The organism is Frigoribacterium sp. NBH87, assembly GCF_014217665.1.
Lineage (GTDB): Bacteria > Actinomycetota > Actinomycetes > Actinomycetales > Microbacteriaceae > Frigoribacterium > Frigoribacterium endophyticum.
The window spans coordinates 65,828-79,430 of record NZ_CP043651.1 but is presented as its reverse complement, the minus strand read 5'-3'; the positions used below and the strand labels follow the sequence as shown (position 1 = coordinate 79,430).

Below are 13,603 nucleotides of genomic sequence, written 5' to 3'. Positions count from 1 at the left end.
GATGGGGTCCTATCGGGAGCGGAAAGTGCGGAGTCGGAGGCTGTTGCTGACGACGAAGACAGACGACAGCGCCATCGCGGCACCGGCAATCATCGGGTTCAACAGTCCTGCCATCGCGAGTGGGATCGCGGCGACGTTGTAGGCGAAGGCCCAAAAGAGGTTGACCTTAATGGTGCCGAGAGTGCGGCGGGCGAGCGCGATCGCGTCGGCGGCGGCTCCCAGGTCGGCCCGGATGAGGGTGATGTCAGCGGCCTCCATGGCCGCGTCGGTGCCGCTCCCCATCGCGATTCCTAGGTCTGCTGCGGCAAGAGCGGCGGCATCGTTGACTCCGTCGCCGATCATGGCCACGGACCGGCCCTGCTGCTGTAACCGGATGATGGTCTGGTACTTGTCTTCGGGTCGCACCTCGGCGACGACGTCATCGATGCCGACCTCGGCGGCGACGCTCTGTGCGACGTCACGAGCGTCGCCGGTGAGCATGATCGTCCGCAGCCCCATCTGGTGCAGGCGACGGATCGCGGCCGGGCTGGTCGACGCGATGGTGTCGGCGACGCTGATGACGCCGCGGGCGGCGCCGTCCCACGCGACAACGACCGCGGTCGCGCCGCCCTGCTCTGCGGTCCGGACTGCATCCGTGACAGATGAGGGGATAGTGACGGCCCAGTGGTCGGTCAACCATGCGGGTCGACCAACGAGCACGAGGGTGCCCTCGACGACAGCTTGGACACCGAGACCTGCGGTGGACTGGAACATGTCGGCGGTGGGGTGGTCGGTGGCTGCTCCGGTGATGGCTCGGGCGATCGGATGTTCCGATCCCGCTTCTGCGGCGGCAGCGAGAACGAGCACTCGAGTGTCAGACTCGCCATCGACGGCGGTGACCTGGTGGACGCTCATTCTGCCCGTGGTGACGGTGCCGGTCTTGTCAAGCACGACGGTGTCGATCCGGCGGGTCGCCTCGAGGACTTGGGGTCCGCGGATGAGGATGCCGAGCTGGGAGCCCGCGGCCGGTGCCGACGAGCAGCGCGGTGGGTGTTGCCAGCCCCAGGGCGCAGGGGCAGGCAATCACCAGTGTCGCAACGGCAGCGGTGAACGCGGCTTGTACGTCCCCGGTGAGAAGCAGCCACCCGATGAGAGTCAGTACCGCGAGCACGATGACGATGGGGACGAATACGGCGGAGACCCGGTCGGCGAGGCGCTGCACCTCAGCCTTGCCGGTTTGAGCGGACACGACGAGCCGGCCGATGCGGGCAAGCTCCGTGTCGTGGCCGACGCGGGTGGCTTTGACGATGAGTCGGCCGCCGACGTTGACGGTCGCTCCGGTGACGGTGTCGCCTGGGCCCACCTCGATGGGGACCGCTTCACCGGTCATGACACTGGTGTCGATGGCGCTCGTGCCGTCGGTGATGGTCCCGTCGGTGGCGATGCGTTCCCCGGGACGAACCACGAACAGGTCTCCGACCTGAAGGGCCGAGGTCGGCACCTCGGTCTCGGCGCCGTCGCGGAGGACGCGGGCGGTCGGGGCTCCGAGGGCGAGGAGCGCTTGGAGTGCGGCGCCGGATCGGTCCTTGGCGCGGGCTTCGAAGTACCGGCCGGCGAGGAGGAACACTGTCACCGCGGCGGCGACTTCGAAGTACGGCTCCGGCGCGGCTCCCGGGTGCGGGAACCAAGAAAAGGCCATCTGCATCCCCAGACGCCCCGCACCGCCGAATGCCAGTGCCCAGACAGACCACAGGGTGGCTGCGGCGACGCCGACGCTGACCAGGGTGTCCATCGTGGCTGCCCCGTGCCGGGCGTTAACCGCCGCGGCGCGGTGGAACGGCCACGCCCCCCACACCGCCACGGGAACCGCCAGGACAAGCGCTACCCACTGCCATCCGGGGAACTGCAACGCCGGGATCATCGACAGTGCCACCACTGGTGCGGCGAGCACCGTGGACACGATCAGCCGCCGGCGCAAAGGCCCAAGGTCGTCAAGGTCGTCGGCGGCCGGTTCGGGCAGGTGGGCACCGTAGCCGGCCGCCTCGACAGTCCGGATCGCATCATCAACAGCCAGATCCGCGGGCAGCGTCACGGTGGCGCTTTCCGTGGCGTAGTTCACACTCGCCGTCACACCAGGCAGCTTGTTCAGCTTCCGTTCGATCCGGTTCGCACACGACGCACAAGTCATGCCCTCGATCGTCAGCGCTACCGGAGAAGGGGTCGTCATGATGCCACCAACGTGTAGCCGGCCTCCTCCACAGCGGCAGCAATTTCCCCCCGAGGAAGGGCACGGCTACTGGTTACCTGAGCGGTGGAGACTCCGCCAACGTTCAGTTCGATGGCGACATCCGTCACACCGGGCACAGCGGAAAGCTCCTCGTCGACGCTGCTCACACAGTGCCCACACGTCATTCCGGTGATCTCGTACGTGCTCGTCAGCTGGCCCATTGCAGGTAGTCCTTCCGTGTCGATCAAAGCTGGATACCCCTGGGGGGTATGTCGGTGAGTGTAACCAGGATGGTTCGGAGGTGTTCCCGATTCAACCTGATTGACACCGGCGGCAAGGGGCGGCCAGTCCACTCCTGAGCGGAGACAGGGAAGCTGGGTCTGGCCACGGTGGGCAAAAACGGAGGGCCGGGAGGAGCATGGCGGGCATGACCAGCCCGACGCTGGACGGCGACGGGTATCCCGGCATCGCCAATGGAAAGGACGACTCATGAGCGCCATTACGGACATGCACCGCACCTCCCCCAAGGACCTCTCGGGCATTGATCAGGCGGCCCTAGCTGCCTGTATCGACGCCTGCTTTGAGTGCACGACGATCTGCACGGCATGCGCTGACGCCTGCCTGGCCGAAGGCATGGTCGCTGACCTCACCACGTGCATCCGCACCAACCTCGACTGCGCCGACATCTGCGCGGCCACCGGCCGGGTCCTTACCCGGTACAGCGGCGGCGACTCCGCCGTTGTTCGCGCGGCCCTCGAAGCGTGCGTGGCTGCGTGCACGGCATGCGCTACCGAGTGCGCCCAGCACGCCCAGATGCACGAGCACTGCAAGATCTGCGCCGACGCATGCCGCCGCTGCGAGGAAGCGTGCACCGCACTCCTGGCCACGCTCTAAGAGCAGACGATGGACCGGCAGCACGAGTCAGGACGCTGGGGCGCGCTGGCCGTTCCTCGAACAGCTCGGACTACCCCCAGGGGGTACCTGTAAAAATGCTGTCCACGTGCCTGCCTCCTGCGGGTGAGCACGGACACCTCTTACGCTGGACCCGGTAGCTGAGGCCTGTGATTGGCGATCACGGGCTTGTACACTTCGACGCAATACTGCCCAAGGAGAGTCATGACCCCCCACTCGACGCGCATCCCCTCGGGGCTGGGACGTCTGGGGACCGCAGTCGTACTCATCTTGTTGCTCATCGGCAGCACCGTGTTGATGCACACCCTCGCCGGGCACACCACCGGCCATGCTGCCGCTCCGACAGTCGCCGAGCACACCCACAGCGCCCCTCATGCGGAGCGTTCGGCGGGCACCGTTCACGCCGCCGAGGCGCCGTTGCTGGTGCCGGCTGGTGCGTCGGATGACTGTGGCGGACTGTGCGCGATGCTCTGCGCCGTGATGGGCATGGCGTGCCTGATGGTGCTGCTCGTCACGGCAGCCGTACTGCTGCGTCGCCGCGGCACTCGCGCCCTGTTCATCCTGTCGAAGACCCTCGGCGCGTTGCCTGCCCTACCGACGATCGTGGTTCCCCGCCGGTCGATGAACTTGAATCAGCTCAGCGTCCTCCGCGTCTAGATCAGCCCTTGGGGATTTCTCCCCACACGAGACCCGCGGCCCATTTGCCGCTTTCTTTCTCACCCCAAGGGACACCCATGAACCGCACCAAGACTCTGCTCGTCAGCGCCACGGCCATCGTCGCTGCCCTCACTCTGGTCGGCTGCGCCGACACTGCCGGCAACACCTCCTCGTCCTCCGACAGCTCTGCGTCGTCAGAGTCAGCGGTCTTCAACGACCAGGACGTCATGTTCGCCCAGATGATGCTCCCTCACCACGAGCAGGCCGTGGAGATGAGCGACACCTTCATCGCCAAGGGCGACAGCGTCGATTCGGATGTTCTTGCTCTGGCGGAAACCATCAAGGACGAGCAAGGCCCCGAGATCGAGCAGCTCACCACGTGGCTGGACGACTGGGGTCAGGACACGTCCGCGTCGATGGATCACTCCATGGACGGCATGATGAGCGAATCTGACATGACGGCCCTGGAGGACGCGGAGGGCGCTGAGGCCTCACGGCTGTTCCTGGAGCAGATGACCGAGCACCACAAGGGCGCCGTGGACATGGCGCAGCAGGAAGTCGACGGCGGGGAGAACCCCGACGCAGTCGAGATGGCGAAGAACATCGTCGAGTCCCAGACGGCACAGATCGATCAGATGGAAAGCCTTCTCAGCTCCCTCTGACCCTTCCACGGGGCGAGGCGCCTACTAGGTGCCTCGCCCCTGGGCGGTGCCTTGCGCCCGCGCACTCGTCGTACTTCTCACACCACCGAAAGCTTCCTGGTGCCCCAAATTCTTTCTGCCCCCGTGCTTCCTACCGCCCTCACTCGCCGCGAAGCACTCGCTCGCGAACGCACCGCCGGCCGCTCCTCCTCACCGTCGGCCCCGCGCCGACGCACTTACCAAGCAGCACAACCCCTCCCCTCTGCCGCCCGAAGCAAGCTTCGAGCAGCGCCTCTCGCAGCAGCACCTCGAGCTCGGCCGTGCGCCGTGGAACAGCTCCCCGGGAGCGCCTGGTCGGTACCGGTTCGTCCCCGCAAGTTCCGCACCCTGGGTCCTGTTCTTGGGGCATTGGCGGTGACGATGTTCTTCACCGCGAACACGATCCCGGCTACGGCGTCTGACCTGGCGGGTGGGGCGACCCCTACGACTGTTGTTGCCCCGATCAGTGGACAGCACCTCGCCGCCTCGGTGGTGGCGGTGTCCGTCGAGGGTCGAGACGGCTACGCCGTGACCGAGCAAGTACTCGCCACCACACAGAGCGCTAACTCGGGACGTGCCGGAGCAGCAGCCCAGGTCAATACCGGGACCGGGGACATTCGGTGGCCCTTCCCTGGGGTAACGCCCCTCAGCTCGGACTTCGGGCCCCGGGCGCGGCCGTGCGGGGCATGTTCGGCCATGCACGAGGGAATCGACATGGTCCCGGGCAAGAACACCCCCATCGGGGCGATCGCTGGCGGCACCGTTCGGGTGTCCGGGATGGGCGGGGCGTACGGCGAGTACGCCATCATCGACCACCAGATCGATGGCCAGACCGTCAGCAGCCTCTACGCCCACATGGTCGTCGGTTCCAGCCCCCTGCGGGTCGGAGACCGTGTCAATGTCGGGGACCTGGTGGGCCTGGTGGGTAATAGCGGGGTCAGCACCGGTGCGCACCTGCACCTGAGCATCCTGCTTGGCGGCACACTTCAGATCGACCCGCAACTGTGGCTCGAAACCAACGCCGGCCGGGTGCTCTGACATGACGCCCGCACAACAGCTTCCCGGTCGTGGCCACATCATCCGCCCCCTCCGGGTAAGGCTCGCTCTGGGGAGCATCACGGTGGTGGCGCTCGTTGTTGCCGTCCTCACCCCGGTGGGGCAGGCGTCCGCAGCTGAGTACCCCACGTGGGCCGAGGTCGAAGCAGCTCGTGCCTCCGAAACGGAAGGCCAGGCCCTCGTGGCGCAGATCACGACGCAGATCGCAGAACTCGACTCCGCAGCCACCGCCGCCGCCGAGCTTGCTCTGACCCGTGGCGCCGAGTACGAGGAAGCAGACGCTCAGTTCCTCGACGCGGCGTACCAAGCAGACACACTCCAGGAGCAAGCCCGCACAGCCGAGACCACCGCCACCCAGTCTCGAGACCGGGCAGCTCAGATCATCGCGTCGCAAGCACGCAGCGGCGGCCAGGACTTGACCAGCACCCTGCTCACCGGCGCCCAAGACCCGGATGACTTTCTCTCTCAGCTGGGGTTTGCCGACAAGATCGCCGAAACCAGCCAGGGCATCTACGTCGACGCAAGCCAGGATCAGAACATCGCCCAAGGCCTCGGCGATCAGGCGGCCCTCGCCCGGGACGCCCGCGACGCACTCCGCCAGGAAGCCGATGACGCCCGCCGGGACGCCGAGGCTGCCTCCGCGGCAGCCGATGAGGCACTGGCAGTGCAAGTCGACAAGCAAGCTGAGCTGCAAGCGCAGCTTGGCGTGCTCACGGATCAGCGTGCCGCGACCGAGCAAGACTTCGCCGCCGGCGAGGCAGCCCGCGCCGCAGAACGTGCACGCATCCAGGCGGAAGCCGCTGCCCGGGCTGCCGCAGTAGCCGCGGCGGCAACGTCTGCCGGTCAAGTAGCCGGGAGCGGATGGGCCAACCCCACCACTGGTCGCATGGTCAGCGCCTACGGGTACCGCATCCACCCCATTCAACGGGTATGGAAGCTGCATTCCGGAATCGACATCGCCGGCGGATGCGGGGTACCGATCTACGCTGCCTCGGCTGGCACCGTGGCCTACTCCGGGGTGTACGGCAGCTACGGCAACTGGATCCTCCTCGAACACGCCAATGGTGTTCAGACCGGTTATGCCCACATCGAAAACGGTGGACTCCTCGTCAGCCGTGGACAGCAGGTCGAAGCCGGACAACTGATCGCCCGTGCCGGTTCGACAGGGGGCTCCACCGGCTGCCATCTGCACTACGAAGTGCGACCAGGAGGTACCTCCACGGACCCCGCACCCTTCATGTCCGCCCGCGGCATCCAACTCGGCTGACCGCCCGCCCGACAGGAAACCACCATCACCACATCACACATGCGACCCACGAAAGCCCTTGCCGCCCTCGCCGCAACGACTGCACTGATCCTCGGTATGGCCGCGTGCACGAACACCACCGCCGCCCCTCCGACAGCGGACGCATCCCTGGAGCACGTCCACGCGTTTGCTCACTTGAATAACTCCCCCGCTGTCCTCGTGGGCACACACACAGGCCTGTGGAAATTCGCCCTGACCGCGATCGACCCTGATCGCCCACAAGAGTCACCGTTGATCCCGGTCGGTGACGACCGGTTCGACGTCATGGGGCTCACGACCACGCCGCAAGACGTACTCATTGCGTCGGGCCACCCCGCAGTCACCGCTCCGGCGACAGCGCCATCGAACCGGGGTCTGCTACGCAGTGATGACTCGGGGACAACGTGGCAGACCATCAGCCTGGAAGGCAAAGCCGACTTTCACGACCTGACGACGGCCGCCGATAGCGTCCTTGGGCTGAACTCGACCAGCCGGGCCATCCTGCGGAGCGACGACGACGGTGCGACCTGGACGACGGAAGCGACAACAACGGCCCTGTCGCTGGCCGTCGACCCGGCCAACCCCGAGATTATTTGGGCCGCAGGTCCCGACGGTCTAGAACGCAGCATCGACCGCGGCGCCACCCTGACCCCAAGCTCCGAGGCACCACCACTTGTGTACGTCGCCTCATCCGCATATTCGATCGCTGGCGCGACCGTCGACGGCACCGTATGGTCTCTCGATCCAGGGAGCGCAACCTGGTCACAGATCGGGCAGCTCGAAGGCCAACCCCAAGCCTTCGACATCATCGACATAGGCGACAAGACCGTCCATTTCGCCGTCGATGATCGAGCCATTGTCGTCAGTCACGACAACGGCCGCACCTGGACCCCCGTGCCTTTGACGCTCAAGTAGAGCAAGTAAAGACGCGGCTTAGCGATCGGCTACCGAGACGGTCAGCCGGCGGCACCACTCCCCCGAAGTCCCGGGACGAACGGTGTCTCGTTTGACCCGTCCGAAATGGAGTCCGGTGACGGTGGCTCATGTGAGACTGCGCGCATGACCTCCGCGACCCTGATTGGTTACGCCCGCGTCTCGACCAACGCCCAAGACCTCGCCGCACAGCGGGACGCCCTGACGGCGCTTGGAGTGCCGGCGGAGCGCGTCTACAGCGACAGGGGTCACACCGGGACCACGAGGGAGCGCCCGGGCCTCAGGGAGGCGCTGGCGGCGTGCCGCGAGGGCGACACCCTCGTCGTGACGAAGCTCGACCGGCTTGCCCGGTCGTTGCGAGACGCGACGGACATTGCGGCGGAGCTCACGCGCCGCGGTGTGCGGCTGAACCTCGGCGGGTCGGTCTACGACCCGACCGACCCTGTCGGCCGGCTGCTGTTCAATGTGCTGGGGATGGTGGCCGAGTTCGAGTCCGACTTGATCCTGGCCCGCACTCGCGAGGGCATGGCCACGGCGAAAGTCCGGGGGAAGCTGACCGGGCGGAAGCCCAAGCTCTCCCCCGTGCAGGAGCGCCACATGGTGGCGCTGCACCGCGCTGGCGATCACACGGTGGCTGAGCTCGTCGAGCTCTTCGGCGTCGGCCGCGCGACGGTCTACAGGGCCCTCGGCCGGCACCCTGCCGGCGACGGCGCCGCTGTCACGCTCCCCCGAGTCGACGCATAAAGAAAGCCAGGAATACAGCTACCTGTATTCCTGGCTTTCTTGTTTAAACGTCGACCTTCTTAGATGCCAACTTGTCGGCCTTCTCCATCTGATAGACGCGCTGCCGGCTGATCCTGAGCACCAAGCCGACCTCTTCGGCGGACATCTGCTGGCCGCGGAGCCGTCGGACGACACCGCGGCGTTTCGCTGCGGCCCGCGCCTGAGCCTCACGCGCGTTGGCCTCGTCGAGCTCGGCCGCCTGCCACTCGCGCAGGAGCTCGGGGTCGGTCTGAATGGTGACGTCCACGGCGACACTCTCCATGGGCACCTGCTCCCACGCGCTGATGATTCCGCGCGCCTCGAACTCGACCTCGGAGAGCTTGTGGGCCTGGCCTGCGGTGTCGAGCTCAGGGACCTCGAACACCCACCAGCGCCCCTCCCTCTTGACCTCCACGGCGTACGTGCGAGCCTTGGCGCTCATTACTTCCATCCCTTCGGCACGGTCACTCCGCGCTTCTCTAGCTTCGACAGAATCGCCGGGGACACTTCCTTGTGGCCCGTCGGAATCGACAACTTCACCGATTCATCCGGCAGGCCCCAAATCTCGTGGCTGCCCGGTGCGTCCCTGAGGTACACCCACCCGATGGAGCGGAGGAACTTGACAACGTCCCGTGTCTTCTGCGGCTTCATAACTCTAGTATGGACCCCCCTTGTCGTCAACGACAAGGGGGGTCTATACATTTAAGCCTGTATTCCTGGAAAGCCAGGTATACAGGAGTACAGCTTTACTGCTTATCGAGTTTGGCGAGCTCAGCCCGGATGGCACGAGTGACGATTTCCTTCATCGTCTGGCCGACTCGACCCCCGGTCGATTTGAGCTCGGAGTGAAGCGAAAGCGGCAGGGAGACGGTCAACAGCTTCTCGTCCTCGGGCGCCGCGCCGCCGGCACGCTCGCCGCTGCTGCGCCGGCGATCAACACCGCTATTGAGGGCGCCGGCCATGGGGTTCTTCCTGTCGCTCATTTCGTGAGGTCCTTCAATTCGGCCACGACGTCGGAGTACGCGCCGAGGTCGGAGATGGGTTGTCCGTGCGCGAGAGCAAGGGACTGCGACTGGGGCACTTCGCTGGCAAGGACGGTGTGGCCGCTCTCGGTGAGAGCGTCGCGAGAGAAGGTCCGCGAGCGGGTGTTCTTGATGACGCGGCTCAGCAGGATGAACACCTGGAGGTCGTCATTCATGGTCTGCACGTCCTCGACCAGGGCCAGGGTTTCAGCCAGCTGGTCCATGTCGGCCGTTGTCGGCTGAACGGGGATCACGAGCGTGTCGGCAGCGCGGAGGGCTGACGTGACGATGCCGAGGTCGCCCGGGGGAGTGTCGATGACGATGTGCCGGGTATCGGTAAACCGATCGATCTGGCGGTGGATGGTCTTGTTCGGCATGGCAACCGTCAGCCAGGGGGAGTCGGCACGTTCCGCCCAGCGGAGCGCGGAGCCCTGCGGGTCGCCATCGATGAGGGTCACCCCCTCATCGGCCAGGCCAGCAGTGATGTAGGTAGCCGATGTGGTTTTACCCACGCCGCCTTTGAGGTTCGAGAGCGCGAGGCGCATGTGAGTTCCTTTCTCCTGTAGCTACAGGTTACCAGCAACCTGTATCTACAGCAATACAGGTTTTGGTATTTCTGCTCGCCAACTTCCTATCCCGGCCGCCCCTGCTACTCGTCGACGTCCCAGCCGTCCCCGCTTGGACTCGAGAACTGCCAGCGATGCGCTCGGCGCTACCCATGGGGCATGGATCACTTCAGCCGACCCATCACGTGCTCTCCGGGTAGGGGTCGCGCAGCGACCTCTAGCCGCGCCCCGAACGCCGCCTCCCGACGCCGGCGCCCGGCCGCTCGACCGGGTCACGGCGTGAGCGGGTGCCAGAGCGCGTAAGCCGCGGCGATCTTCATTCGGACGACCAGGTATGCCTCTGGGTCGGTGACGTCGCCGGCGTTCTTGGGCGTCTGGTCGAGGCCCGCGTCTACTGTCTGCCAGATGTGCAGGAGGTCGGCGTAGCTGTACCGGTCGGCGTCGAAGCCGGATCGGTGCACGATTCGCTGCACGCGGAGCGTGGAGAGCTCGTTCGGTAGCCACGGAAGGCTGCTCACCAGCCGGGCGGCGAGGCGTTGCAGGGGGAGTGATCGAGGTTGGTCGGCCCCTGGGACGAATTTCGCCCGCTTCTGTCGTTGCCGTGCCCGCGGAGCGGGCTCCGAGTGCGGCTTGCCGCGCCTTGGATTGGAGTTAAGAGGGTGGGTGGTCGGGTTAAACCGTGTAGCGGTAGCTAGGTGCTCATTAAGAGCTGAATCGTGGATTTCCGGCATGGTCAGGGCGCGGACGGATGCGGCGCGTAGCTGCTGGCCGCCGTGCCTGGCGGTGGCTGCCAGGCGCTCCACGCGGGTGAGGTAGCGGCCGGGCTCGACGGTGGCCAGGCAACCCAGGGCCTCCATGAGGGCGCGGGCCCGGCGGGCGGTGATCTTGCTCATGCCGACCATGCGGGCGAGGGTGTCGTGGCTGGTGGTGATGCCTCGGCCGTCTCGGGCGCCGGCCATGGAGGCCTCGGCCCTCCGCGAACTTCATGAACGTTGATAGGCGGATGGAGACGCGCCGGCGGTGGGCGTCGCCGGCCGGTGTCATCACGACGGCCAAGAGCCGGTTGAGCCATGCGCGGCGCGAGGTCGGCAGGCAGAGGCCCTTGTAGGCATCGTCGGGCACTGACAGTGGGTACGAGCCGCCGGGACGGGAGAACACCTGTGAGGGCCGCGGCGGGCGCCGTCGGCCGGCGTGGTGGGACCGCTCGGGACGTGTCGGTCGTTCTGGGGACACGGGGTGCCCGGACACGCCGGAAACAGGGGGATGCGCAAGCGCAGACGTGCGAGTTATGATGGCTCCGTTCCGCTCATCCCCCGATGGGAGGTACGCGAAAGGTCCGGCCCTGAGAAGCCGGTTCTTTTACCTGGAGCTCGAAACCTGTAAGTCGCCAAACTGAAGCAGGTTCGAGCTAAATAGCTCTAAGGCCCTCGCGAAAGCGGGGGCCTTTGCTGTTAGGCCGAGTCGATAGGCAACTCCCCGTCGCGCTTCTTCTCCGGCATCCACGGGAGAGTGCCACCGGGGGGCACGGTGGACTCGACGTGCGCGGCCATGAGCTCGACGAACTCTGACGCCGACACCCCGTGGTTAGCCGCCATCGTCGCGATGCTGTCGCGAGACTTCTTGGCGATCTTCCACCCGGTCACGACAGGGTCAACGATCGAGAATCGCGGTCGCCGCACATCTGCCATGGCCTCACCATATGGTTGTTGACAGTCTTAAGTCACGTGCGACACGCTGGACTCGAACGTCGATGATGCAGCGGCAGCAAATCAAGACCCACAGGTCCGTCGACGGTGTCGTACCGGTGGAGTAGTGTGCAACGTACAGGTGCGTTCGGTTTTAAAAAGACGCCAACCCCCACGACGGTAATCGTGAGGGTTGACTTCCCGAATCGCGCAGAAGAGCTAGACCTTCTGGAGGTGACTGGGCTTGTCCAGTCTAGAGAAAAACGGGGACCCAACGGCCGGTGCGTCGACACTGCCGCCCGTCTCCCGCCGCGACGCGCTGCCGATCACAGGCACGGGCGCCGGCTACGAATCGCCATCCCTCGTCGGTGGCCGGTCTTACGCTGAGGTGCGCGTTAGGCCCGGGGGATCGGGGCTCCGCGCCTGGCCGTCGCCATCAGCTGTCCAGCGCCACGCGCTGTCGAACTAGAGCACGACACAACGAGGGGAGCCACCATGTGGCACGACTTTAAGAGCAGCGAAGTAGACGATTCTGTGACGCTCGACGGCCGGCACATCGTCCCGGCAGAGGGCGTAAGCGCCTACGGCGCTGCGATGGCTGCCCTCGCGGAGAGCGCCCGTGAGGAGGAGTCCCCGGCGCTGGTGAAGAGCACGAGCAGCGGGGGAGTGACCTGGTTCACGGTCACCGAGGCCGGCGTCGTGGCGGCCGTGCAGGCCCCGAAGGACACGGACGCCGGCAACCAGGCGCCGCCGGCCACTGAGCAGGCTCCTGCCGCACCGTCGCCCACTGCGGAGCCCGCGCGGCGTAAGAGCGCACCGACGAGCGCGCCGGCGCCTCAGGCGGCCCCTGAGGACGCATCTGAGCCGCTACCGACCCGGCGCCGCCCCACCGCGGCCGACTATGCCTCCACGGTGGCGGAGCCGACGCCGAGCCCCGCCCGTGAGGGTTGGCAGGGCGTCGTGAACACCCTCACCGGTGGCGCGTTCCGGGTGAAGCCCGGCGACGCCGAGCTCGGGAGTCGCCGCGACCGCGCCCGGGTTCAGCGGGGCATCTCCGGTCACAAAACGATCGTGTTCGTGAACCTGAAAGGCGGCGCCGCTAAGACCACGTGCACGTACATCGTCGGTGCGACCTTCGGCCGTGTTCGCGGCGGGAACGTGCTGGCGTGGGACAACAACGAGAACCAGGGCACGCTAGGCGACCTGTCCATGGCGGCCTCGCACGACCACACCGCCCGTGACCTGTTGCAGAACATCGAGCGGTTCGCGATCCCGTCGAACATGCCCGAGTTGACCAACTACGTGCGCCCCCAGGGGGAGAACCGCTTCCACGTGTTGGCGTCGCAGAACAAGGCGTCCAACCAGGAAGTCATCGACGGTAACGACTTCGTGCAGCTGCACGCGATGCTGCGCCAGGCGTATCACGTGATTCTCGTCGACACGGGCAACGCCTCGACGGCGAGCACGTGGCAGGCGGCGGTGGAGATTGCCGACGAAATCGTGCTCGTGGCGCTGAACAAGCGGGACTCCACGAAGAAACTCGCGGCGACCGTCGACATTCTCGTGGCGCAGGGGTTGGGCGACAAGCTCTCCCGCGGCGTCCTGCTGCTCTCGGAAGCTGCTGCGTTGAACAAGAGCAAGGACCCCGAGCAGTTCCGCAAGGCGGAAGCGAACCGCGCCGAGGCCCTGGAGCACTTCGGGCACTACGTGCGCGAAATCGTGCAGATCCCCTACGACGGCGGCCTCTCCGACGGCCTGGAGGTCGTCTTCGAGGAGCTCCAGCCGGCGACGCAGCGCGCGTATCTGGCGGCGACGGCCTCGATCGTCGACGGGCTCTGA

The 13,603-nt window shown here is 66.4% G+C and carries 15 protein-coding genes and 1 pseudogene; 8 read left to right on the top strand and 8 right to left on the bottom strand.

What is annotated here, in order from left to right; all coding sequences use genetic code 11:
- Nucleotides 1-9: 9 nt before the first annotated feature.
- Both F1C15_RS15990 and F1C15_RS15985 read right to left on the bottom strand, forming a co-directional pair.
- Nucleotides 10-2,206, bottom strand: a pseudogene (locus tag F1C15_RS15990) (heavy metal translocating P-type ATPase).
- On the bottom strand, nucleotides 2,203-2,391 hold the full coding sequence (locus F1C15_RS15985; RefSeq protein WP_370543636.1) for a heavy-metal-associated domain-containing protein: 189 nt from the start codon (nucleotides 2,389-2,391) through the stop codon (nucleotides 2,203-2,205). Before F1C15_RS15985 ends, F1C15_RS15990 begins: the two are co-directional and overlap by 4 nt.
- 304 nt (nucleotides 2,392-2,695) lie before the next feature.
- Here F1C15_RS15985 and F1C15_RS15980 point away from each other — a divergent pair, with 304 nt between their 5' ends.
- The 7 genes from F1C15_RS15980 (at nucleotide 2,696) to F1C15_RS15950 (ending at nucleotide 8,473) form a co-directional block, all read left to right on the top strand.
- Nucleotides 2,696-3,100 (top strand): four-helix bundle copper-binding protein, encoded by a 405-nt coding sequence (locus F1C15_RS15980; RefSeq protein ID WP_185234536.1) that lies wholly within the window; start codon nucleotides 2,696-2,698, stop codon nucleotides 3,098-3,100.
- Nucleotides 3,101-3,322: 222 nt separating this feature from the next.
- On the top strand, nucleotides 3,323-3,775 hold the full coding sequence (locus tag F1C15_RS15975) for a hypothetical protein (protein ID WP_185234535.1): 453 nt from the start codon (nucleotides 3,323-3,325) through the stop codon (nucleotides 3,773-3,775).
- 77 nt (nucleotides 3,776-3,852) lie between these two features.
- Nucleotides 3,853-4,437 carry a DUF305 domain-containing protein gene (locus F1C15_RS15970; RefSeq protein WP_185234533.1) on the top strand — a complete coding sequence of 195 codons (585 nt, stop codon included), beginning with the start codon at nucleotides 3,853-3,855 and terminating at the stop codon, nucleotides 4,435-4,437.
- A 732-nt stretch (nucleotides 4,438-5,169) separates the two neighbouring features.
- Nucleotides 5,170-5,493, top strand: a complete 324-nt coding sequence (locus tag F1C15_RS15965) for a M23 family metallopeptidase (RefSeq protein WP_185234531.1) — start codon at nucleotides 5,170-5,172, stop codon at nucleotides 5,491-5,493.
- A 1-nt stretch (nucleotide 5,494) separates the two neighbouring features.
- A complete protein-coding gene (locus F1C15_RS15960) occupies nucleotides 5,495-6,778 on the top strand; it encodes a M23 family metallopeptidase (protein ID WP_185234529.1) in 1,284 nt (427 codons plus the stop codon).
- Nucleotides 6,779-6,817: 39 nt separating this feature from the next.
- Nucleotides 6,818-7,711, top strand: coding sequence for a F510_1955 family glycosylhydrolase (locus tag F1C15_RS15955; protein WP_185234527.1), 894 nt, complete (start codon nucleotides 6,818-6,820; stop codon nucleotides 7,709-7,711).
- A gap of 144 nt (nucleotides 7,712-7,855) precedes the next feature.
- On the top strand, nucleotides 7,856-8,473 hold the full coding sequence (locus tag F1C15_RS15950) for a recombinase family protein (protein WP_185234525.1): 618 nt from the start codon (nucleotides 7,856-7,858) through the stop codon (nucleotides 8,471-8,473).
- Nucleotides 8,474-8,516: 43 nt separating this feature from the next.
- Here the strand turns inward: F1C15_RS15950 and F1C15_RS15945 are convergent, their stop codons facing one another.
- The 6 genes from F1C15_RS15945 to F1C15_RS15920 all read right to left on the bottom strand — a co-directional run bounded on the left by F1C15_RS15945 (nucleotide 8,517) and on the right by F1C15_RS15920 (nucleotide 11,767).
- A complete protein-coding gene (locus F1C15_RS15945) occupies nucleotides 8,517-8,933 on the bottom strand; it encodes an antitoxin HicB (RefSeq protein WP_185234523.1) in 417 nt (138 codons plus the stop codon).
- A complete protein-coding gene (locus F1C15_RS15940; protein ID WP_185234521.1) occupies nucleotides 8,933-9,142 on the bottom strand; it encodes a type II toxin-antitoxin system HicA family toxin in 210 nt (69 codons plus the stop codon). Before F1C15_RS15940 ends, F1C15_RS15945 begins: the two co-directional genes overlap by 1 nt.
- Before the next feature lie 95 nt (nucleotides 9,143-9,237).
- Entirely contained in the window at nucleotides 9,238-9,474 is a 237-nt protein-coding gene (locus F1C15_RS15935; RefSeq protein ID WP_185234519.1) for a hypothetical protein, read from the bottom strand.
- Nucleotides 9,471-10,058 (bottom strand): ParA family protein, encoded by a 588-nt coding sequence (locus F1C15_RS15930; RefSeq protein WP_185234517.1) that lies wholly within the window; start codon nucleotides 10,056-10,058, stop codon nucleotides 9,471-9,473. Before F1C15_RS15930 ends, F1C15_RS15935 begins: the two co-directional genes overlap by 4 nt.
- 293 nt (nucleotides 10,059-10,351) lie before the next feature.
- On the bottom strand, nucleotides 10,352-10,972 hold the full coding sequence (locus F1C15_RS15925) for a hypothetical protein (RefSeq protein ID WP_185234515.1): 621 nt from the start codon (nucleotides 10,970-10,972) through the stop codon (nucleotides 10,352-10,354).
- A 558-nt stretch (nucleotides 10,973-11,530) separates the two neighbouring features.
- Nucleotides 11,531-11,767 carry a hypothetical protein gene (locus tag F1C15_RS15920; protein WP_185234513.1) on the bottom strand — a complete coding sequence of 79 codons (237 nt, stop codon included), beginning with the start codon at nucleotides 11,765-11,767 and terminating at the stop codon, nucleotides 11,531-11,533.
- Nucleotides 11,768-12,298: 531 nt separating this feature from the next.
- Here F1C15_RS15920 and F1C15_RS15915 point away from each other — a divergent pair.
- Nucleotides 12,299-13,603 (top strand): hypothetical protein, encoded by a 1,305-nt coding sequence (locus F1C15_RS15915; RefSeq protein ID WP_185234511.1) that lies wholly within the window; start codon nucleotides 12,299-12,301, stop codon nucleotides 13,601-13,603.

Excerpts from the sequence above, each read along its gene's own strand:
- F1C15_RS15985 (WP_370543636.1), bottom strand. The coding sequence starts at position 2,391 with ATGACGTGTGGGCACTGTGTGAGCAGCGTCGACGAGGAGCTTTCCGCT.
- F1C15_RS15930 (WP_185234517.1), bottom strand. The coding sequence starts at position 10,058 with ATGCGCCTCGCGCTCTCGAACCTCAAAGGCGGCGTGGGTAAAACCACA.
- F1C15_RS15980 (WP_185234536.1), top strand. The coding sequence starts at position 2,696 with ATGAGCGCCATTACGGACATGCACCGCACCTCCCCCAAGGACCTCTCG.
- F1C15_RS15975 (WP_185234535.1), top strand. The coding sequence starts at position 3,323 with ATGACCCCCCACTCGACGCGCATCCCCTCGGGGCTGGGACGTCTGGGG.
- F1C15_RS15940 (WP_185234521.1), bottom strand. The coding sequence starts at position 9,142 with ATGAAGCCGCAGAAGACACGGGACGTTGTCAAGTTCCTCCGCTCCATC.
- F1C15_RS15925 (WP_185234515.1), bottom strand. The coding sequence starts at position 10,972 with ATGAGCAAGATCACCGCCCGCCGGGCCCGCGCCCTCATGGAGGCCCTG.
- F1C15_RS15955 (WP_185234527.1), top strand. The coding sequence starts at position 6,818 with ATGCGACCCACGAAAGCCCTTGCCGCCCTCGCCGCAACGACTGCACTG.
- F1C15_RS15920 (WP_185234513.1), bottom strand. The coding sequence starts at position 11,767 with ATGGCAGATGTGCGGCGACCGCGATTCTCGATCGTTGACCCTGTCGTG.
- F1C15_RS15960 (WP_185234529.1), top strand. The coding sequence starts at position 5,495 with ATGACGCCCGCACAACAGCTTCCCGGTCGTGGCCACATCATCCGCCCC.
- F1C15_RS15935 (WP_185234519.1), bottom strand. The coding sequence starts at position 9,474 with ATGAGCGACAGGAAGAACCCCATGGCCGGCGCCCTCAATAGCGGTGTT.
- F1C15_RS15965 (WP_185234531.1), top strand. The coding sequence starts at position 5,170 with ATGGTCCCGGGCAAGAACACCCCCATCGGGGCGATCGCTGGCGGCACC.
- F1C15_RS15970 (WP_185234533.1), top strand. The coding sequence starts at position 3,853 with ATGAACCGCACCAAGACTCTGCTCGTCAGCGCCACGGCCATCGTCGCT.
- F1C15_RS15945 (WP_185234523.1), bottom strand. The coding sequence starts at position 8,933 with ATGAGCGCCAAGGCTCGCACGTACGCCGTGGAGGTCAAGAGGGAGGGG.
- F1C15_RS15950 (WP_185234525.1), top strand. The coding sequence starts at position 7,856 with ATGACCTCCGCGACCCTGATTGGTTACGCCCGCGTCTCGACCAACGCC.